General features: G+C 65.6%; 17 protein-coding genes. 7 read left to right on the top strand and 10 right to left on the bottom strand.

Going from position 1 to position 20,253, the window contains the following annotated elements; genetic code table 11:
- Positions 1–8 precede the first annotated feature (8 nt).
- Positions 9–665: a hypothetical protein gene (locus tag ACT2B0_RS09960; RefSeq protein WP_473464204.1), complete on the top strand. Its 657-nt coding sequence runs from the start codon at positions 9–11 to the stop codon at positions 663–665.
- Here ACT2B0_RS09960 and ACT2B0_RS09955 read toward each other — a convergent pair.
- The 3 genes from ACT2B0_RS09955 to ACT2B0_RS09945 form a co-directional block, all read right to left on the bottom strand.
- The gene (locus tag ACT2B0_RS09955; RefSeq protein WP_473464201.1) at positions 651–1,250 is read right to left on the bottom strand and encodes a DUF2799 domain-containing protein; all 600 of its coding nucleotides are present in this window, start codon (positions 1,248–1,250) and stop codon (positions 651–653) included. The two genes, ACT2B0_RS09960 and ACT2B0_RS09955, sit on opposite strands and share 15 nt — an antisense overlap.
- 161 nt (positions 1,251–1,411) lie before the next feature.
- Positions 1,412–2,821: a type I glutamate--ammonia ligase gene (glnA, locus tag ACT2B0_RS09950; protein WP_473464199.1), complete on the bottom strand. Its 1,410-nt coding sequence runs from the start codon at positions 2,819–2,821 to the stop codon at positions 1,412–1,414.
- Between the two features lie 148 nt (positions 2,822–2,969).
- Positions 2,970–3,308, bottom strand: a complete 339-nt coding sequence (locus ACT2B0_RS09945) for a P-II family nitrogen regulator (RefSeq protein ID WP_473464197.1) — start codon at positions 3,306–3,308, stop codon at positions 2,970–2,972.
- A gap of 302 nt (positions 3,309–3,610) precedes the next feature.
- On the opposite strand from ACT2B0_RS09945, the gene ACT2B0_RS09940 reads away from it, so the two are divergent.
- Complete coding sequence (locus ACT2B0_RS09940) at positions 3,611–5,137, top strand: NAD(P)H-hydrate dehydratase (protein WP_473464195.1); 1,527 nt, start codon at positions 3,611–3,613, stop codon at positions 5,135–5,137.
- A gap of 117 nt (positions 5,138–5,254) precedes the next feature.
- Here ACT2B0_RS09940 and ACT2B0_RS09935 read toward each other — a convergent pair whose 3' ends face one another.
- Positions 5,255–5,713: a DUF411 domain-containing protein gene (locus ACT2B0_RS09935; RefSeq protein ID WP_473464193.1), complete on the bottom strand. Its 459-nt coding sequence runs from the start codon at positions 5,711–5,713 to the stop codon at positions 5,255–5,257.
- A 278-nt stretch (positions 5,714–5,991) separates the two neighbouring features.
- Here ACT2B0_RS09935 and ACT2B0_RS09930 point away from each other — a divergent pair, with 278 nt between their 5' ends.
- The 5 genes from ACT2B0_RS09930 to yghU all read left to right on the top strand — a co-directional run bounded on the left by ACT2B0_RS09930 (position 5,992) and on the right by yghU (position 9,667).
- Positions 5,992–6,240 carry a ParB N-terminal domain-containing protein gene (locus ACT2B0_RS09930; RefSeq protein ID WP_473464190.1) on the top strand — a complete coding sequence of 83 codons (249 nt, stop codon included), beginning with the start codon at positions 5,992–5,994 and terminating at the stop codon, positions 6,238–6,240.
- Positions 6,241–6,304: 64 nt separating this feature from the next.
- Positions 6,305–7,147 (top strand): 2-keto-4-pentenoate hydratase, encoded by an 843-nt coding sequence (locus tag ACT2B0_RS09925; RefSeq protein WP_473464187.1) that lies wholly within the window; start codon positions 6,305–6,307, stop codon positions 7,145–7,147.
- A gap of 120 nt (positions 7,148–7,267) precedes the next feature.
- Positions 7,268–7,477: a hypothetical protein gene (locus ACT2B0_RS09920; RefSeq protein WP_473464184.1), complete on the top strand. Its 210-nt coding sequence runs from the start codon at positions 7,268–7,270 to the stop codon at positions 7,475–7,477.
- A gap of 162 nt (positions 7,478–7,639) precedes the next feature.
- The gene (locus tag ACT2B0_RS09915) at positions 7,640–8,626 is read left to right on the top strand and encodes a glycoside hydrolase family 25 protein (RefSeq protein ID WP_473464182.1); all 987 of its coding nucleotides are present in this window, start codon (positions 7,640–7,642) and stop codon (positions 8,624–8,626) included.
- A gap of 168 nt (positions 8,627–8,794) precedes the next feature.
- Positions 8,795–9,667 (top strand): glutathione-dependent disulfide-bond oxidoreductase, encoded by an 873-nt coding sequence (gene yghU, locus ACT2B0_RS09910; protein WP_473464179.1) that lies wholly within the window; start codon positions 8,795–8,797, stop codon positions 9,665–9,667.
- A gap of 377 nt (positions 9,668–10,044) precedes the next feature.
- Here yghU and ACT2B0_RS09905 read toward each other — a convergent pair whose 3' ends face one another.
- The 6 genes from ACT2B0_RS09905 to ACT2B0_RS09880 form a co-directional block, all read right to left on the bottom strand.
- On the bottom strand, positions 10,045–13,845 hold the full coding sequence (locus ACT2B0_RS09905; RefSeq protein WP_473464177.1) for a vitamin B12-dependent ribonucleotide reductase: 3,801 nt from the start codon (positions 13,843–13,845) through the stop codon (positions 10,045–10,047).
- Positions 13,846–14,465: 620 nt separating this feature from the next.
- Positions 14,466–16,034 (bottom strand): inorganic phosphate transporter, encoded by a 1,569-nt coding sequence (locus tag ACT2B0_RS09900; RefSeq protein ID WP_473464174.1) that lies wholly within the window; start codon positions 16,032–16,034, stop codon positions 14,466–14,468.
- Between the two features lie 130 nt (positions 16,035–16,164).
- Positions 16,165–16,641, bottom strand: a complete 477-nt coding sequence (locus tag ACT2B0_RS09895; RefSeq protein WP_473464171.1) for an NUDIX hydrolase — start codon at positions 16,639–16,641, stop codon at positions 16,165–16,167.
- A 225-nt stretch (positions 16,642–16,866) separates the two neighbouring features.
- Complete coding sequence (gene gpt / locus ACT2B0_RS09890) at positions 16,867–17,364, bottom strand: xanthine phosphoribosyltransferase (protein ID WP_473464169.1); 498 nt, start codon at positions 17,362–17,364, stop codon at positions 16,867–16,869.
- 84 nt (positions 17,365–17,448) lie between these two features.
- On the bottom strand, positions 17,449–18,645 hold the full coding sequence (locus ACT2B0_RS09885; RefSeq protein ID WP_473464166.1) for an MFS transporter: 1,197 nt from the start codon (positions 18,643–18,645) through the stop codon (positions 17,449–17,451).
- A gap of 139 nt (positions 18,646–18,784) precedes the next feature.
- On the bottom strand, positions 18,785–20,155 hold the full coding sequence (locus ACT2B0_RS09880; protein ID WP_473464164.1) for a DEAD/DEAH box helicase: 1,371 nt from the start codon (positions 20,153–20,155) through the stop codon (positions 18,785–18,787).
- Positions 20,156–20,253 lie beyond the last annotated feature (98 nt).

Raw genomic sequence — 20,253 nt, 5'->3', positions numbered from 1 at the left:
GGCGCGGGATGAGCGGAAAACTGGCATCCGGACTGACGTTCCTGCGCGAATTCGCGTCGCGGCTGTCGGTGCGGCGCGACACGGCGCCGATCGACAGCGTGGCGGCGTTGTGCGACTTCGTCAGCACACGGGCGGCCTTCGTCACGCAGAAGAAGCTCTACGGCTATCTCAAGGCGCGCATGGGCACGCGCTATCCCTCGATGTTCGAGGACGAGGTGTTCGTGGCTTCGGTCAACATCGCCAAGATGCACGTGTTTGTCGCGGCGCTTTCCGACCTCGCCGTGCATGCGGGTGTGCGTGTCGGCGCGGAGGCGGCGCTGGACGAAGCGGGCCGGAGCGCCCTCGCCAGAACCTGCTTTCGTGCCGGGCTGGCCGACAACGCGGCCGACATGCGCGACGAAGCGACTTTGGCTGCATGGCTGACGGCATTCGATGCGCGGCTCGAGGGCGTGCATTGGGCGAACCTGGAGGCGGGTGGCGACGCCTTTAGCGAAAGTCCCCGCGCGCTGCTTGATTGGGCGCCGATCGCCGACGGGCTCAAGCGCTACGACGCCGAGATCGTCGAAAATTCAATCCGATTCGCCTGGATCGAGATCCGGCGCGAATTGGCGCGGCGTCTCGACGCCCGCGCCGTTGCCGCGGACGAGGCGCTAGAGAGAGGCTAGGAAGCCCTCCGCCTCGGCCTCGGCGCGGCCCAGTTCGAGATTGACGCTGCTTTGGGAGCCATAAAGAAAACCGATGTCGCGGTCGAGCTGGCTGATCTGGGCGCGGATGGCGGCGTCCTTGGCCGGGTCCTTGCCGAGCGAGGCGGTCAGTTCGCGGCGTTCGTTCTCCTTGCGGGAAATGTCGTTTTGAACCCTGTCGCGCCGGGCGCGTGCGTCATACACGCGCATGCCGAACTGGTAGCCCTGCGTAAACAGGCCATCGAGCTGCGGCGGACAGACATTGGCGTAGCTCTTGCCCTCGGTTCCGACCCGGACGGCGTTTTGCGGCGTGCAGTAGCGGATCAGGCCGGTTTCGCGTCCGGCCAGCCACGCCGACTGGTCCGGCACGACGCCGACGCGCTGGCAAGCCTTGGCATGTTTGAGAATGTAGTCGGTGCCGCGTCCGGCCGCTCCGTCGGTCTCGCCGACGATGCGCCAGTCAGCGACCGCGCATTCTTCCTTGCTCATCGTCTGACACGCGGCGAGCACGATCGCCAGCACGCCCAAGACCGATCCGCTCACCGCCAAGCGCGCTGCCGCCATCATGTCCGTTCCCCGTTGCCGATTTTCAAGGCGCCCAGTTAGAGAGTTCGTGCCCATGCCGACAATGCGCCGCCCCGCTTTATGTCGTGTTTCCACAACGCAGAAAGCCCCGCGGCCTGGCCGCGGGGCTTTCGTGCGGTTCGCAACGGTCCCGCGGGGGGCGATCAGACCGAATAATACATGTCGAACTCGACCGGATGCGGCGTCATCTCGTAACGCAGCACTTCGTGCATCTTGAGTTCGATATAGGCGTCGATCTGGTCGTCGTCGAACACGCCGCCGGCCTTGAGGAAGGCGCGGTCCTTGTCGAGGCTGGCAAGCGCCTCGCGCAGCGACGCGGCCACCGTCGGCACGCGCTTCAGTTCCTTCGGCGGCAGGTCGTAGAGATCCTTGTCCATGGCCTGGCCCGGATGGATCTTGTTCTTGATGCCGTCGAGCCCCGCCATCAGCATGGCGGCGAAAGAAAGGTAGGGGTTGGCGGCGGGATCGGGGAAGCGGACCTCGACGCGTTTGGCCTTCGGCGAGGTGCTGTAGGGGATGCGGCAGGAGGCCGAGCGGTTGCGGGCCGAGTAGGCGAGCAGCACCGGCGCCTCGAAGCCCGGAACCAGCCGCTTGTAGGAGTTGGTCGAGGGGTTGGCGAAGGCGTTGATCGCCTTGGCGTGCTTGATGATCCCGCCAATATAGAACAGGCAGCTTTCGGACAGGCCGGCATATTCGTTGCCGGCGAAGGTCGGCTTGCCGTCCTTCCAGATCGACTGATGCACATGCATGCCTGAGCCGTTGTCGCCATAAACGGGCTTGGGCATGAAGGTTGCGGTCTTGCCGTAGGCGTTGGCGACCTGGTGAATGACGTATTTGTAGATCTGCAACTTGTCGGCGTTGCGGGTCAGCGTGTCGAACTTGATGCCCAGTTCATGCTGTGCGGCCCCGACCTCGTGGTGATGCTTTTCAACCACGACGCCCATCTCCGCCATCACGGTCAGCATTTCCGAGCGCATGTCCTGCAGGGAATCGATCGGCGGCACCGGGAAATAACCGCCCTTCACGCGCGGGCGGTGGCCGAGATTGCCGGTTTCGTAGTGGGTGTCGTCATTGGACGGCAATTCGGTCGAATCGAGCATGAAGCCGGTGTTGTAGGGATCGGCCTTGTATTTGACGTCGTCGAAAACGAAGAACTCGGCTTCCGGACCGACATAGCAGGTGTCGCCGACGCCTTCGGACTTCAGATAGGCCTCCGCCTTCTTGGCCGTGGTGCGCGGATCGCGATTATAGGCTTCGCCCGACACCGGATCGAGGATGTCGCACAGCACAACCATCGTGGACTGCGCGAAGAAGGGGTCCATATGGGCTGTTTCGGTGTCCGGCATCAGCACCATGTCGGATTCGTTGATCGCCTTCCAGCCGCCGATGGAGGAGCCGTCGAACATGACGCCGTCGGCGAACATGTCCTCGTCGACCGCCACCACGTCCATGGTGACGTGCTGCATCTTGCCCTTGGGGTCGGTGAAGCGCAGATCGACGAACTTAACGTCGTTGTCCTTGATCTGCTTGAGGATATCATTGGCTGTCGTCATGGTCTCTCTTTCCCTGTCTGACGTGTGACATGCCTTGCGGGCAATTTGTGATGAGCGGTCGTCGTCTTTTTGCAAACAGACACGCCGCCCGGTTTTCCTGTCAAAGCCGCTTTGCCTGAAAACTCGGCCTGAACCCGGCGCGGCCGGGCTAGATCGCCTCGACGCCGGTTTCGCCGGTTCGGATGCGCACGACCTCTTCGATGCTGGAGACGAAGATCTTGCCATCTCCGATCCGTCCGGTCTGCGCGGCCTTGCGAATCGCCTCGATCGCCGCTTCGACCGCATCGTCGGACAGCACGATCTCGACCTTCACCTTCGGCAGGAAGTCGACGACATATTCGGCGCCGCGATAGAGCTCGGTATGGCCCTTCTGGCGTCCGAAACCCTTGGCTTCGGTGACGGTGATGCCTTGCAGGCCCACGTCCTGAAGCGCTTCCTTCACCTCGTCGAGTTTGAACGGCTTGATGATCGCCTCGATCTTTTTCATCTAGGTTTCGGCCTCCGCTGGCATCGATGTCGGGTGGTTTTCCCGCGCTGCGACCTCAAAAGCATGAACCGTGCCAGTTCGGTCCATGCCCGAGAGACAAACCCCGCCTTCGTCCACGGCGCGCAAAATAGGGAATTTGTGCGATGTGGGCGCTGGTTTGACGAGGCACAGGATTGCAGGCTGTGCCCTCACATCATGAGGCGTGATTAATTCTTGTGCAACCGGCACAAAAAAACGGCAGGCAACGCCGTGGCTAGGGCACGCCCGGGCGGATAATGTCGGCGCAAACAGGGAGATGCGCGGTGAACGACGAATTGCTGACGCCGGACCAGATGGCCCAAGCCGATCGTCTGGCGATTGCGGGCGGACCGCTGGACGGCTACGGGCTGATGCTCAATGCCGGGCGCGCGGTGGCCGCCGCGGTGCTGGCGCATTTTCCGCATGCCCGCCATGCGCATATTCTGTGCGGTCCCGGCAATAATGGCGGCGACGGGCTGGTGGCGGCGCGCTTCCTGCGCGAGGCGGGGATGGAGGTCTCGGCCTATCTCGGTCCGGCGCCGCGCGAGGGCGGCGACGCGGCGCGCGCGCTTGCCGATTTCCCCGACACGGTGCGGCCGCTGGAGGCGTTTTGCGCCACGCCGCACGACGTTGTCGTTGACGCGCTGTTCGGCGCCGGCCTTGCCCGGCCGCTCGACGGTGTTTTTGCCGCGCTGGTCGACAAGGCGCGTTTGTCGGGCGCGCCGGTGGTGGCCGTCGATCTGCCGTCCGGTGTCTCGGGGCAAAGCGGCGCCGTGCTCGGCGCGGCGATGGCCGCGCGGCACACGGTCACCTTTTTCCGGCGCAAGCCCGGTCATCTGCTTTTTCCGGGCCGCGGGCTTTGCGGTGCGGTCGAGGTTGCCGATATCGGCATTCCGCGCCGGGTGCTGGCCGAGATCGGCCTCGACCTGTTTGAAAATGCACCCCGCCTGTGGCGGGAGGCTCTTCTGGTCGCGGACCCGCTCAGCCACAAATATAGCCGCGGCCATGCCGGCGTGTTGTCCGGCGGCCCCGCGGCGACCGGCGCGGCCAGGCTGGCGGCGATGGCGGCGGCGCGCGCCGGGGCAGGGGCGGTCACGCTTTTGTCGCCGGCCTCGGCGCTGCAGGTCAATGCCGCGCATCTGACCGCGATCATGCTCCAACGCGCCGACGATCCCGACCATGTCGCCGCCTTCGCCGGCGAACGCAAACTGTCGGCGCTGGCGATCGGGCCGGGCTTCGGCGTCGGCGAAAAATGCCGCGCTTTCGTTGCCATGGCGGCAGGACTGCGACACGAACGCGGGTTGGGCCTGGTTCTCGACGCGGATGCGCTGACCTCGTTCGAGGACGCGCCCGATACGCTGTTTGCCTGCCTGAGAGGGGACGGAGCCGGAAAGGCCGGGTCCGTGGTGCTGACGCCGCACGAAGGCGAGTTCACCCGGCTGTTTCCCGATCTGGGCATGGATTCGGGCGCTTCGAAGGTGGAGCGTACCCGCCGGGCGGCCGCGCGCGCCGGCGCGACCGTGGTGCTGAAGGGGGCCGACAGCGTGATCGCCGCGCCGGACGGGCTGGCGGCAATCAACGCGCATGCCAGCCGTTATCTGGCCACCGCCGGGTCCGGCGACGTGCTGACCGGTCTGATTACCGGCCTGCTTGCGCAGGGCATGCCGGGGTTCGAGGCCGCGGCGGCGGCGGTGTGGCTGCACGGCGACGCCGGACTGCGCCTGGGGGCGGGGCTGGTCGCGGAAGATTTGCCCGCCGCGATCCCGGCCGTGCTGGCGGGCCTGTCGGCCGCCGACGACGCCCTTCGGTAAGGGCGGCGCGCAGATCGCAGCCCGGCCCGACCGCCTTTGGCGACTGGGCGCCGCGCAAGGCAGGCGGGTGGCCGAGGAGGCCGCGGCAGCGTTTGCGGCAGGTATAGTCGTTCGCCGTCAGCGGCCGGCGCGATAAAACACCGACGGTTCGACACCGGTCTCGCGCGCGATCGCATAGGCGAGATAGCTGGCGTCCGGATCGTGGCCCATGCCGAGCGAGCCCTGCGGCATGCCGGGCACGGCGATGCCGGCGATCTGCGGCCGTTCCGAAAGCAGCTTGTCCACGGCTTCCAGCGGCACGTGACCCTCGAGAAAATAGCCGTCGATGGCGGCGGTATGACAGGCCTGCATGGCGTCGGGAACGCCGGCCTGTTTCTTGACCGGGGCGAGATCCTCGACATCGTGCATCTTGATGTCGAAACCGGCCTTTTCGACCGCGTCGGCCCAGGCCTGACAGCAGCCGCACCAGGGCGATTTCCACACCGTGATCGTGCCTCGCTCGGCCGCGAGCGCAGCGTGAGATGCCAGGGCAAGAACAAGCGTCGAAGCAAGAAAGAACGTTCGGGATGATTTCAAAGGGCGTCTCCTCGAATGGGGCTGACGCGACATGCCGTTCGGGTGGCGCGCCACGCTGCGATCAATATCGTGGTTCCGGTAACTGGAAGGTCAAGTATGGTTTCGGCCCGCCGCGACCCGAAATGCGGCCGGGCAGGTCCTGGTTTCCATCCGCAGCGGCGTACGGGCGGATATGTCGCGCGGCGGCTTTGGGCGATTGGCCCGGCGTACGCCGTGCTGGACTCTGGCTGTCGGCCCGCCCATGATCGCGGTTTCAGGACAATCAGCCGGGAGCCCAGATGCTGAGGATTGAGAAGGTCGCGATCGCCTCGATTTACGTGCCGACCGCGCGGCGCAAGACTTTGCACGCCGATACGGTGCGGCATCTGGCCGAGGATATTCTGGAAAACGGCATGAAGATGCCGATCCAGGTCCGGCACGACGGCAAGCGCAACGTCCTGGTTGAAGGGCTGCACCGGCTGGAAGCGGCAAAATGGCTTGGCGAGACCGAGATCGACGCCTATTTCGTGCAGGCGCGCAAGCATTGACGAAGCAGATGCTCGCGCCGTCGCAGGCATGGCGGCGCGGCGAAAATCGTGAGACGGGTTGGTCATGAACGATGCCGGCAACCTTCCGCTGCGCGAGGTCGAGGGTCTCGGGGAGCGGATCCTGGCCGCGCTGGAAACCGGGCGGCAGATCGCGCCGGTGACCGAGACCTGGCCCGATCTCGGTCTTGAAGACGCCTATCGCGTCTCGGCTGCGATCGCCGCGCGGCGCGGGTTGCGCGGGGAACGCATTGCCGGCTGGAAGATCGGCTTCACCAATCGCACGATCTGGTCCGAATACGGCGTCTTTGCGCCGATCTGGGGACCGGTCTACCAGCACACGCTCGGCGAGGCCGGTACGCCGCAGGCGCCCGGCGCGATGGCGGTGACGGCCATGCCCGAACCGCGCATCGAGCCCGAGATCGTCTTTCGGCTCAGAAGCGCGCCGCACAGGGGCATGGACGAGGCGGCGCTGTTTTCGTGTATCGACGCGGTCGGGCACGGTTTCGAGATCGTGCAGTCCGTCTATCCCGGCTGGCGGTTCCGGCCGGCCGACACCGTGGCGGCGTGCGGGCTGCACGGGCGGCTTCTGCTCGGACCCATGCTGCCGGTCGGCGCGCGACCGGTTGGCGAATGGCTGGAAGCGCTGCGCGATTTCACGCTTGCCCTGATGCGCGACGGCGAGGTGGTGGAGCGCGGCGCGGCCGAAAACGTGCTTGGCGGTCCGGTCTCCGCGCTCAGGCATTTTGTCGAGGGCTTCGATCCGCATCCGTTCGCGCGCGGCCTCGAACCCGGCGACGTGATCGCTACCGGCACCGTCACGCGCGCCTTGCCGGTCGTCGCCGGCCAGCACTGGAGCACGTCGGTGCTCGGTCTGCCGATCGGCGGTCTCGGCCTGACGATCGTCTGAGCGTTAAGCAATATGGCCGCGATATCTCTGACCGGCCACCGGTTCGTCACCAATCGGACATCGGGCCGTCACCTTGCCCGCCTAGACGAAACGGGCGGGCTTGAAGATTCGGAGACGGACATGCTGCAGGACGAAGCCACACTCGATGAATTGCTGAACGATCCGATCATTCTGATGATGATGAGGAGCGACGGCGTGTCGCCTGGCGAGATCAGACGTCTGGCCGACAAGGTGCATATGCGCGCCCATAAGACCGGCCGGTCGCCGCGGACCTTTTGCGAGGGCGCCGTCAGTACGGTGGGTGCGGGGCCGTTGCGGCTCTGCGCCTGAGCCGCGATCTTGATCGAAGGCCGCTTCGCGCCGAGGCGCGAAGCGGACATGGTAAAAATTCGATTCAAACTTTCTTGGTCTTTTTGAACGAGGATCGACGCCGGTTTGGTCAAACGGTGCGTGATGCGCCGTCGCCCTGTTTTGTCCCGCGTACAGGTCCTCATGCGTTCGCCCGCCATCGCCGTCCTCGTTTTTGCCTGTGTCGCGCTTGCCGCGTGCACGACCAGCCCCGGGCTTGATGCCTTGAGCAGCGTCGGCCCGTCGCAGGAAACGACAAGCTCGATCGTCCGGCCGGCCGCCGTCGTGCCGGAAGGCGACGGCGCTGGTGAGGAGGAGATCGGCGCCGGCGTCACGGCGCTTGCCGAGCCCGACATCGTGACCGCGGCGGCGGCCGAAAAGGTCGCCCTGATCGCGCCGGCCAGACCTACTGTCAGGCCCGCGCCCGCGCCAGGCGGCAAGGTGGTGCGCCAGCGCTTTCGCGATGCCCATCCGATCAATTTCGGCAAGGTCACGCCCGCCGATCACGCCGTGCACGGCGTCGACGTATCGCGCTGGCAGGGCGAGATCGACTGGGTCAAGCTGCGCGGGCAGGGGGCCAATTTCGCCTGGATCAAGGCGACCGACGGCGGCGACCATGTCGATCCGATGTTCAAGACGAACTGGCGCGCGGCCAGGGCGGCCGGCATCCCGCGCGGCGCATATCATTTTTTCTACTGGTGCCGCTCGGCCTCTTCGCAGGCCGACTGGTTCATCCGCAACGTGCCGAAGGAAAAGGGCGCGCTGCCGCCGGTCCTGGACGTGGAGTGGAACCATCTGTCGGCCTGCAAGAAGCGCCCGTCGCGCGAAACCGTGCTCGAGAAGATGCGGGTCTTTCTCGAGCGTCTCGAAAAGCACTACGGCCAGCGGCCGGTGATCTACACCGCGCCCGATTTCTACGCCGACAATCTCAAGGGTGCGTTCCCGAACCATCCGTTCTGGCTGCGCTCGGTCGCGGCCCATCCGTCAAAAGTCTATCCGGGCCGCGAATGGCTGTTCTGGCAATATTCAGGCTCGGGCCTGTCGCATGGCGTCGACGGCCGCATCGACCTGAACGTGTTTCGCGGCGACGCCGGCGCATGGCGAAAATGGCTGGCGCGGGCTGCCGGATAGGCAGGCGGACGGGCCGTCGCCCGCGATCGGCCGCTCGGTCATGCCGCATCGGGTGAATTGTGGCCTGGAGAACACAATATTGTGTGGACCAATCGTTGGGCATGGCGTTCGACGGACGATCGACCTATCTCAGCCCGACACCATACAATCAGCTCCAGGAGCCAACGCATGCCGGACACCACCGCCTATACCCCGCCGAAAGTCTGGACGTGGGACAAGGAAAGCGGCGGCACCTTCGCCTCGATCAACCGGCCGGTCGCCGGTGCGACGCACGACAAGGACCTGCCGGTGGGCAAGCACCCGCTGCAGCTTTATTCGCTGGCCACGCCCAACGGGGTGAAGGTGACGATCATGCTGGAGGAACTTCTTGCGCTCGGCCATACCGGCGCGGAATACGACGCCTGGCTGATCCGCATTGGCGACGGCGACCAGTTCGGCTCGGGCTTCGTGGAGGTCAACCCGAATTCAAAAATCCCGGCGCTGATGGACCGTAGCGGCTCCGAGCCGGTGCGGGTGTTCGAATCGGGCTCGATCCTGTTCTACCTGGCCGAAAAATTCGGGGCATTTCTGCCGACCACGCAGCCGGCGCGCACCGAATGTCTGAACTGGCTGTTTTGGCAGATGGGCTCGGCGCCCTATCTCGGCGGTGGTTTTGGTCATTTTTTCGCCTACGCCCCGGAAAAATGGGAATATCCGATCAATCGCTTCGCCATGGAGGTCAAGCGTCAGCTCGACGTGCTCGACCGGCGGCTGGCCGATAGCGATTATCTGGCCGGCGACGACTACACGATCGCCGACATGGCGGTCTGGCCCTGGTATGGCGGTCTCGTGAAGGGCTGGAACTACAGTGCGGGCGAGTTCCTGTCGGTGCACGAATACAAGAATGTCATCCGCTGGGCCGACCAGATACACGCCCGGCCGGCGGTCAAGCGCGGGCGCATGGTCAACCGGACGTCCGGCGATCCGGCCGGCCAGTTGCACGAGCGCCACGACGCCTCCGATTTCGACACGATGACACAGGACAAACAGGCCGCCGAATAGAAGCCGGGTTGCCGGCGGCGCACCGACGTCGCCGCGCCGGGCATCAGGCGGCTTGGCGCTGGTGGCGGCCCTCGGCGACTCCTTCGGCCAACGCGGCGCCGACGGCGTCGAGGTCGCACGCAACACCCGCCATTGCTGCAACGAAGCCGTTGCCATGGCCGTGCATGCGACCCCTCTCATTCTTCACCCTCCCGCGGCCGCGCCGTTCAGGCATGGATCCCAGGGTCTGCGCCTTCTGCTTCGCCCTGGGATGACGAGAGCGGGGCGGTAGCGAACCGTTCGACCTGCGTGATGATGGCGCCGGCCTTTCGGAAAAACTCCCCGCGATGGGTCAGGCCATCACGGGGAGGTTTCTCACTGATCGGTGTGGTCGCCGCTCAGCTACACCCTGACGTCGACCCGCAGGTGTCGCATTTTTCGCAGGTGCCGTTGCGGACCATGGTGAAGTTCTGGCATTCCGAGCACATATTGCCGGTATAGCCCTGCATGATCGCTTTCTGGCGTCGTTCGGCGGCGAGCGCCTTGGCTTCGCTCGCTTCCTTGTGCGCGGCATCGGAAAAGGCCGCTCCGGCCCCGGAGGTCTCCGCGGCGCCGTCTTCTGCCGCGACATCGTCGGCGAGTTCCCTGGCGCGCTCCTCGTAGTCGCGCTTGAAGGCGGTCGCCTGGTGCTGCAGTTCCGACACGGCCGGCTTGAGTGCGGCCGCGGTGGCGGCCGTGGCGATGGCGCGCACATTGCTGCCCTGGGCGGTGGGCTGGCGGGCCAGCCTGTCGCCGCCGCTGGCCTGGCCCTTGGGCTCGCCCGAGCCCGACACCACCTGGAAGGCGGCGCCACGGGTCAGTCCCTTGGAAACCGGCAGCGACCGGCCCTCGGAAATGCCCTTGCCGAGCGAGGTGTTGGAAAAGTCCGACGTGTCGACATGGGCGAGGTCGTGGCGTCCGACATAGGAAACCGCCAGTTCCCGGAACACGTAGTCGAGGATCGAGGTGGCGTTCTTGATGGCGTCGTTGCCCTGGACCATGCCGGCCGGCTCGAACTTGGTGAAGGTGAAGGCCTCGACATATTCCTCCAGCGGCACGCCGTATTGCAGGCCGAGCGAGATGGCGATGGCGAAATTGTTCATCATCGCGCGGAAGGCGGCGCCTTCCTTGTGCATGTCGATAAAGATCTCGCCGAGCCGGCCATCGTCGAATTCACCGGTCCTGAGATAGACCTTGTGGCCGCCGACCACCGCTTTTTGCGTATAACCCTTGCGACGGTTGGGCAGTTTCTCGCGCTCGCGCACCACTTTCTCGACGATGCGCTCGACGATCTTTTCGGTGACGGCGGCGGCCCGCGCGGCGGCCGGATGCGCCACCAGGGTCTCGACCGCGTCGTCCTCGTCCTCCTCCTCGTCGGCGATCAGCGAGGCGTTGAGCGGCTGCGACAGTTTGGAGCCGTCGCGGTAGAGCGCGTTGGCCTTCAGCGCCAGCTTCCACGACAGCATGTAGGCGGCCTTGCAGTCGTCGACCGTGGCGTCGTTGGGCATGTTGATCGTCTTGGAGATCGCGCCCGAGATGAAGGGCTGGGCGGCCGCCATCATGCGGATATGGCTTTCCACCGACAGGTAGCGCTTGCCGACCTTGCCGCACGGATTGGCGCAGTCGAAGACCGGCAGGTGCTCGTCCTTGAGGTGCGGCGCGCCTTCCAGCGTCATCGCGCCGCAGACATGGATGTTGGCGGCCTCGATCTCCTTCCTGGAAAAGCCGAGCGCGGGCAGGATCTCGAAGGAGAAGTCGTCGAGCTGCTCGTCGGTGAGGCCGAGACCCTCCTTGCAGAACGCTTCGCCGAGCGTCCATTTGTTGAACACGAACTTGATGTCGAAGGCGCTCTTGAGCGCGGCGTTGAGCGCGGCGATTTGCTCGTCGCCGAAGCCCTTGGCCTTGAGCGTGCCGGGATTGACGCCCGGCGCCTGGTTCAGATTGCCGTGGCCGACCGCATAGGCCTCGATCTCGGCGATCTGGGCCTCGGAATAGCCGAGCGTGCGCAGCGCCTCCGGCACGGCGCGGTTGATGATCTTGAAATAGCCGCCGCCGGCCAGTTTCTTGAACTTCACCAGCGCGAAATCGGGCTCGATGCCGGTGGTGTCGCAATCCATGACGAGGCCGATCGTGCCGGTCGGCGCGATCACGGTCGCCTGGGCGTTGCGGTAGCCGTGCTTTTCGCCGAGCTCGAGCGCGCGGTCCCAGGCCTTGCGGGCGTGCTCCATCAGGGCCGGCTCGGGGCAATCCTCGGCGATCAGCGGCACCGGGTCGACGGCGAGCTTTTCATAGCCGTCGGCCTGGCCGTGCGCGGCGCGGCGATGGTTGCGCATCACGCGCAGCATATTGTCGGCGTTGCGCTCGTAGTCGGGGAAGGCGCCGAGCTCGCCGGCCATCTCGGCCGAGGTGGCGTAGGCCACACCGGTCATGATCGCGGTCAGCGCGCCGCAGATGGCGCGGCCTTCCTTGGAATCGTAGGGAATGCCCGCGGTCATCAACAGCCCGCCAATATTGGCGTAGCCGAGGCCGAGCGTGCGGTACTGGTAGGAAAGCCTGGCGATCTCCTTCGACGGGAACTGCGCCATCATCACCGAAATCTCGAGCACCATGGTCCACAGCCGGACCGAGTGCTCGTAGGCGGCGATGTCGAAGGCGCCGTCCTTGCCGCGATAGGCGAGCAGGTTGAGCGAGGCCAGATTGCAGGCCGTGTCGTCAAGGAACATATATTCCGAGCACGGGTTCGACGCACGGATCGGGCCGGCGGCCGGCGAGGTGTGCCAGTCGTTCATGGTGGTGTTGAAATGCAGGCCCGGATCGGCGGAGGCCCAGGCGGCGTGGCCGATCTTCTCCCACAGATCGCCGGCCTTGACGGTGCGGGCGACCTTGCCGTCGGTGCGGCGGATCAGGTCCCAGTCGCCGTCAGCCTCGACCGCGCGCAGGAAGTCGTCCTTGAGCGAGACCGAATTGTTGGAATTCTGCCCCGATACAGTCAGATAGGCTTCCGAATCCCAGTCCGTGTCGTAGGTCTTGAAATCGAGCGCGGTGTAGCCCTGGCGCGCGAACTGGATGACGCGGCGGATATAGTTTTCCGGCACGGCGTTTTTCTTGGCGGCGCGCACCTCGCGCTTGAGCGCGGGGTTCTTGGCCGGGTCGAAACAGTCGCCATTGTCGGCCTCGCAGTTCACGCAGGCCTTCATGATCGCGTCGAGATGTTTTTTTACGATCTTGGAGCCGGTGACGAGCGAGGCGACCTTCTGCTCCTCCTTCACCTTCCAGTCGATATAGGCTTCGATGTCGGGATGGTCGACGTCGACAACCACCATCTTGGCCGCGCGCCGGGTGGTGCCGCCCGACTTGATCGCGCCGGCGGCGCGGTCGCCGATCTTCAAAAAGCTCATCAGACCCGACGACTTGCCGCCGCCCGACAGGCTTTCGCCTTCCGAGCGCAGCTGCGAGAAATTGGAGCCGGTGCCGGAGCCGTATTTGAACAGGCGCGCCTCGCGCACCCACAAATCCATGATGCCGCCCTCGTTGACGAGATCGTCGCCGACCGACTGGATGAAGCAGGCATGCGGCTGGGGATGCTCGTAGGCCGATTTCGACCGGGTCAGCTTGCCGGTGAAGGGATCGACGTAGTGATGACCCTGGCCGGGGCCGTCGATGCCGTAGGCCCAGTAGAGGCCGGTGTTGAACCATTGCGGCGAGTTGGGCGCCACGCGCTGGGTGGCGAGCATGTAGCACAGCTCGTCCATGAAGGTCTGAGCGTCGTCCTCGCCGTCGAAATAGCCGCCCTTCCAGCCCCAATAGGTCCAGGTGCCGGCGAGACGGGTGAAGACCTGGCGCGCATCGGTTTCGGAACCGTAGCGCTCGTCCTCGGGCAGCTCGGCCAGGGCCGCCTCGTCGGCGACCGAGCGCCACAGGAAGGACGGCACGTCGTTTTCCTCGACCCGCTTCAGCCGGGCGGGCACGCCGGCCTTGCGGAAATATTTCTGGGCCAGGATATCGGCCGCGACCTGGCTGAACTGTCTCGGCACATCAATGTCGGCGAGCCTGAAGACGACCGAGCCGTCCGGGTTCTTGATTTCGCTCGTGGCCTTGCGGAAATCGATCTCCGCGTAGGCCGACCGGCCGTGCTTGGTGAAACGACGCTCGATGCGCATCCTGGTCCCTCTAGTCCCTAAATATAGTGCCTTCGTCCACGAGCGCAAAACGCTCGCCCAAACGCACAGGTCCGCCTTTCCCGTCCGCGCCGTCGGGCGCGCCCGGGTCTCCTTTCGCCGATCCTTGTCCGTGGTCGAGAAGGTGTCTCAAAAGCACCTTCCTGGCCGAGCGGCAAGGGCGGCGGGTTCCTCGTACTGCCGCTGAACGCGATTCCCCGTCCCAGGGGATGTATACGCTATCTAGTGTCGAGGTTGGGCGCAAACACTAAATATAGTGTTAACGAACAATTTTTGCCACCCCGATCCGTCGATTTCAGGTCCCCCTTGGCACGGTTTTTTCCACAGCATCCATCAGCCCTTCGATCAGGGCGGACAGCGGCTCAAACGCACAATAATCTGGAAAAAGACCGGGCTCGGAACTCTCCGGCCGCACCCTCAACAAGAGCGCATGGCCAATAAAAAGCGACTCGTCCCTTAGCGTCAAGGGCTCGTTCTTGGAAGTTTTATGACCGCAACATCTTGTGTGTCGTAAATGTGGATAGCGGGGATGGCGGGGTTTTGCCGGTGGCGCTTGCTGGAAGGCTGCAATTCCGCCGTTCGGCCGGGACGGCCGGCCGCTGTCAGGACAGGAAGGCCAGCCCGTGGAAGATCAGCGCGGCGATCAGGGCGGTGGAGGGGACGGTGACCACCCAGGCGGTGACGATCGTGGAGAAATGGGCACGGCGCACGAGCTTGCGCCGCTTGGCCTCCTCGCGCGAAAACGTCTGGGCTCCGGCGTCGGCCTCGTCCTCGTCGTCGTCGAACACCACGGGGTCGTCGTTGTTTGCCTGCAGCCGGCGCTCGGCGCGCAGCCGCACGCCCTTGCGTTCCAGATAGGCGCGCCGGCGCGACGAGTTCTGCGTATACCATTCGCGAAAAAATCCGACCCCGAACACGGCGCCGACGGCGATATGGGTGGAACTGACCGGCAGGCCGAACCAGGAAGCGACGATGACGGTGATCGCGGCCGAAAGCGCGACGCAGAAGGCGCGCATCGGGTTGAGCTTGGTGATCTGCTCGCCGACCATGCGCACCAGCTTTGGGCCGAACAGAAGCAGACCCAGCGAAATGCCGAACGCGCCGATGAGCATCACCCAGAACGGTATCGAGACCTTGGCGGCGAGTTCGCCGCCGCTGGCCGCCTGGACGATCGCGGCGAGCGGGCCGACGGCGTTGGCGACATCGTTGGCGCCGTGCGCGAAAGACAGAAGCGCGGCCGAGATGATCAACGGCAGCGCGAACAGCCGGCGCAGCGACTGGTTGCGGTTTTCCATGCCCCGCGACTGGCGCGCGACGCCGAGATGGGCCAGGCCCCAGGCGAGCAGGAAGCTTCCGACCCCGATCAGCGCGATATGGGCGGCCGGCAGGTGGACGATCTTCTTCAGTCCCTTGGTGGCGAGATAGGCGGCGAACGCGCCGGCCATGATGCCGATCAACACCGGGACCCAGAGGCGCGCGGCGGCGATCTTGTCGTCCTGGTAGATGATGCGCGATTTCACGAAGGCCAGAAACAGCGCCGCAATCACGCCGCCGAGCAGCGGCGAGATCACCCAGCTCGCCGCGATGCCGCCCATGACCGGCCAGTTGACGGCGGCGAAGCCGGCCGAGGCGATGCCGGCGCCCATCACCCCGCCGACGACGGAATGGGTGGTCGACACCGGCGCGCCGATCGCGGTTGCCAGATTGACCCAGACCGCCGAGGCGAGCAGGGCCGCCATCATGGCGCTGACGAAAATGCCCGGGCCGGCAACGGCGCCGGTGTCGATGATTCCCTTGGAAATGGTGTCGACGACGTCGCCGCCGGCGATCAGCGCCCCGGCGGTTTCGCAAAGCGCGGCCATGACCAGGGCGCCGCCCATCGTGAGCGCGCGCGCGCCGACGGCCGGGGCGACATTGTTGGCGACGTCGTTGGCGCCGATGTTGAGCGCCATATAGGCGCCGATCGCGGCGGCGGCGATGATGGCGACCGCGCCGGGCTCGCCGGCGACGAACATGGCGACGGCGATGGCGACGAACGCCATGAAGAAAAGCGCGAGCCCGGGCGCGGCCAGACCGCGGGCGAGAAAGCTGGTCGCTTCCTCGACCTGGGCAAGCTTTTCCAGATCCTTGTCGAGCGTCGCCTTGCGCGCCGTCTCGCTGGTCTCGGTCATCACGATCCCGCTCCCATCTCAGCCCCTGCGGTAGAGGAGGTGGCGTGCGGGCTCAAGGCCGCTTCACGGTGCTCGATGCATGACAGGACGAATAGTCGTGGAAAACCGTCCAAGCGGCGGCGCGCGCGGATCAGGCCGGAATCGCGAAGTCGCCGATCAGTTCGGCGAGATCGCGTTCGCGAACCCGGGTCGCTGCCTCGCCGGTGGGAAACCATTTGCGCAGGCGCTGGCCCTTCTCGGGCCAAGTCTTGTCGATCTGCTCGACCTTCAGGGGGAAAACGAGAACCTCGCAGCGGGCTTCAAGCCCGGTCTTGAGGTTCTTGCCATAGAGATAATGCCCGATCTCCTCGGCGCAGATCGTGCCGTGCAGGCCGGCTTCCTCGGCTGCTTCGCGCGCGGCCGATTCGTGCAGCAATTCGCCCTTTTCCGGCCAGCCCTTCGGCAGCACCCAGCGACCGGTCTCTCGGCTGGTGATCAGCATCACCTCGAGCCCGCGACCGCCCTGGCGCCAGGGCAGCGCGGCCACCTGGACGCGCGGCGGCACGCCGCCCAGAAGGCGCCTGACCCTGTCGACCGAATGTTGCCAAGAGCGCTGACTGATCAGCATGGGTGGACCGAATCTCCGCGTAAGGAATCAGTAGCTTAGCCGATGTCATGAAACATGCCAGCCGGCGGTGAATATTTCATATCGTCGGCGCGACGGCTTGCGGGCCGTTGAGCCGACTATATAAATCAAATACGGCTTTATCGTGAGAATTCAAGAACCTGCGGTCGACCGCTGATATTCCTGATGCTTCTTTTCTTTGCGGACATGATGCCCGGCGGGCTGGCCTTAGTCGCGGTCGTCTTCGGAAATCGGCCGCTGATAGGTAAAACCCATGTCCCAGGGAAAGTAGATCCAGGTGTCCTGCGACACTTCGGTGACGAAACTGTCGACCAGGGGGCGCCCCTTCGGCTTGGCGTAGACGGTTGCGAAATGGGCTTTCGGCATCATCGCCCGTACAACGGCGGCCGTCTTGCCGGTGTCGGTAAGATCGTCGACGATCAGCACGTCGGCGCCGTCGTTTTCCAACAGCACCGGGCTCACTTCCTTCAGGACCTTCAGCTCACCTTGCGCGGTATAGTCGTGATAGGAGGCGATCGAAACCGTCTCGATGACGCGAATGCCGAGTTCGCGCGCGATGATGGCGGCCGGCACCAGGCCGCCACGGGTGATGCACACGATCGCCTTCCACGTTCCGCCATTGCCGGTCAGTCGCCAGGCGAGGGCGCGCGCGTCGCGGTGGAACTGGTCCCAGGAGACGGGAAAGGCTTTTTCGGGGAGCGACATCGCGACGGTCTCTTTTTCAGCATCTCGATGCGGCACAGCCTTATGCGCAGTTGGGGCGAAAAGGCAAGCGTTGCATGACCGGCCTCAGCCGCGCTCCGGCGCGGCGTCGCGCGAGAACAGATAGATCACGAAGGCGCCACCGAGGGTGAGCGCATAAAAGGCAAACAGCGCCACATAGGCGGTCGCCGGCTGCTGCGGGCTCGTCGCCGCGCTGACGACCCCGCCGGTGGCGAACTGCATCAGTCCGACGCCGCCGATTGCGAAAAAATTCATCAGCGTCACGCCGCGGCCGGTCAGGTGGCGGGGGAAGAAGGCGCGCGCATGCGCCATCAGCATGCCGTAACTCGCCCCGGTGATGCCGATCACCACCAGCGCGGTCGCCGCGGCCATGAGCGAGGCGGCCGGAAACAGCGCCAGAAAGACGATCGCGGCGAGGCAGATCGCATTGCCGGCGATCACGACCCATTTGCGGGTGCGAAAGACGGTGTCGAGCGGCCCGTAGACAAACGAGCCGGCGACCATGCCGAGCGCCATGAACAGGGTAACGTTGCCGATCATCAGGGTGTCGGCGCCGTGCATGTCGGTCAGAAACGGACCAGCCCACAGGCCGCGAATACCGATCGGCGGGGCATAGTTGATCGCCGTCAGCGGAATGACCGGCCACAACACCTTCAGCCGCATTAACTCGAGATAGCCGGAAAACCCGGTCGAACCGCCGGCAGCCTCCGCGTCGGGCGGCGGATCGCGCACGATCAGATAGAGCGCTGCGGCGACCGCCAGCGTGACCGCGCCGAGCCCGGCCATCACCGGACGCCAGCCGAACAATTCGGCCGCGGCGGCGAGCGGCGCCGCGCCCAGCACGTTTCCCAGCGTGCCGATGCCGACGAACCATGACGTCAGCACCGCGAAGCGCACCGGCGAATAGGTCTTGGCGAAGATGAACAGCGGCGCCATCAGCACCGGCGAGCAGCCAATGCCGATCAGCGTCATCGCCGCAACGATCATCCAGGGCGCGCTGGCCAGGGAAAACAGCATGGCGCCGCCGCCGGCGCCGGCGGCGAGCATGATCGAGGCGGTGCGGCGCGGTCCGAACCGGTCGAGCGAGACGCCGACGATGAACTGCATCAGCGCGAAGGCGATGAACCAGGCGCCGGAGGCCAGCGACAGATCCGCCTTGCTGGCGCCGAGCTCGCTTGTGAGCGCGGGCGTCAGAACGGCGAGGAAGGACCGGTAGAACTGCGAGAGAATGTATGCGAAGGCGAATGCGACGATGCCGGCCATCTTTTTCCGTATGTGCTGGAGCTCACGGCGCGATCCTTCGCGCCATGGCCAGCCGGGGCCGGCCCTGCCGCAGAGACTACAGAAAGACGACGGCCCCGCACAATCGCCGCGGGGCCGTCACATATTGGACCAGGGCCGGTCAGGCCGCCTTGGCGAAGCGCGCGCGCTGCGGGCGCCGGCGACGACGCTGCGGGCGCGCCTTGTCGGGGGCGCCGGCGTCCTTGGCGGCGGCGGCCCGGGGCTTGTGCTTGCCGTCATGGCTGCGTGCCGGTTTGAAGGCCTTGGCCCGCGGGCGATCCGTTTCGGTTTCGGCCGTACCCCGCGCCGGGCGGGGCTGCGGGGCGGGATCGGGTTCGCCGGTATGGTCGGCCATGATCTCCAGGCGGGTGCGGGCGAGCCGTTCGACGGCGCGCAGCTTGGCGCGTTCATCGGGCGCGCACAGCGTGATGGCGATGCCGTCGGCGCCGTTGCGGCCGGTGCGGCCGATCCGGTGCACATAGGTCTCGGCCTCGTCCGGCAGATCGTAGTTCACCACATGGGTGATGCCGGGAACGTCGATGCCGCGCGCGGCGATGTCGGTTGCCACAAGCACGCGCACGTCACCGCCGCGGAAGCCGTTGAGCGCCTTCTGGCGCGCGTTCTGCGACTTGTTGCCGTGAATCACGGCCGCCGAAATGCCATCCTGCTCGAGCTGGCGGGTCACTTTGTCGGCGCCGTGCTTGGTGCGGGAAAACACGATCACGGATTTCATCGCCGGCTCGGCGAGCAGTTGCGTCAGCACGACGCGCTTTTGCTTGGTGCGGGCAAGCACCACGTGCTGGCGGATTTCGGCCACGGTCGTCGATTGCGGCGCCACCGACACCGACACCGGGTCCTTGAGCAGCTCCATGGCGAGCTTTTCGATCTCGGCCGGCATCGTCGCCGAAAACAGCGCGACCTGACGTTTGGGATGGGTTGCGCGCGCCAGACGGCGCACATCATTGATGAAGCCCATGTCGAGCATGCGGTCGGCCTCGTCCAGCACCAGCCAGCGCGTCTCGGAAAGCCGGACATCGCCGGCGCGCACGAGGTCGGTCAGCCGGCCGGGCGTTGCGACAAGCACGTCGACGCCGTCGCGCAGGCGCTTGGTCTGGCTGCTGCGCGAGACGCCGCCGAGCACCAGCGCGGTGGTGATATGCGCGCCGCGCGAAAACAGCCGGAAGGCTTCCTCTATCTGCACGGCGAGTTCGCGCGTCGGCGCCAGAACCAGCGCGTGCGCGGTCTTGGGCTGCCGGCGCGCGCCGAGCGCCATGATGGCCGACAAGACGGGCAGCGCGAACGCGGCCGTCTTGCCCGAGCCGGTCTGGGCGATGCCGAGCACGTCACGGCCCTTGAGCATATGCGGGATGGCCTGGTTCTGGATCGGCTTGGGGTCGGAAAAACCGGCTTTGGCCAGCGCTTTCAAAAGGGCGCCGGCGATGCCGAGATCGGCGAAGCCGCCTTGCGGGTTCGCGGTATCGATAACTGTCAAAATTCTTCTCTTTCGGCGGCTTGGCACCGCCTTTTGCGCGGCAGGGCGCAACCTGCCGTTAAGATGATGTCAAAAACGACGAGGCGGCGAACCTGAGG

The organism is Nitratireductor sp. J20-h4 (assembly GCF_056780505.1).
This window is presented reverse-complemented; position numbering and strand designations above follow the sequence as displayed.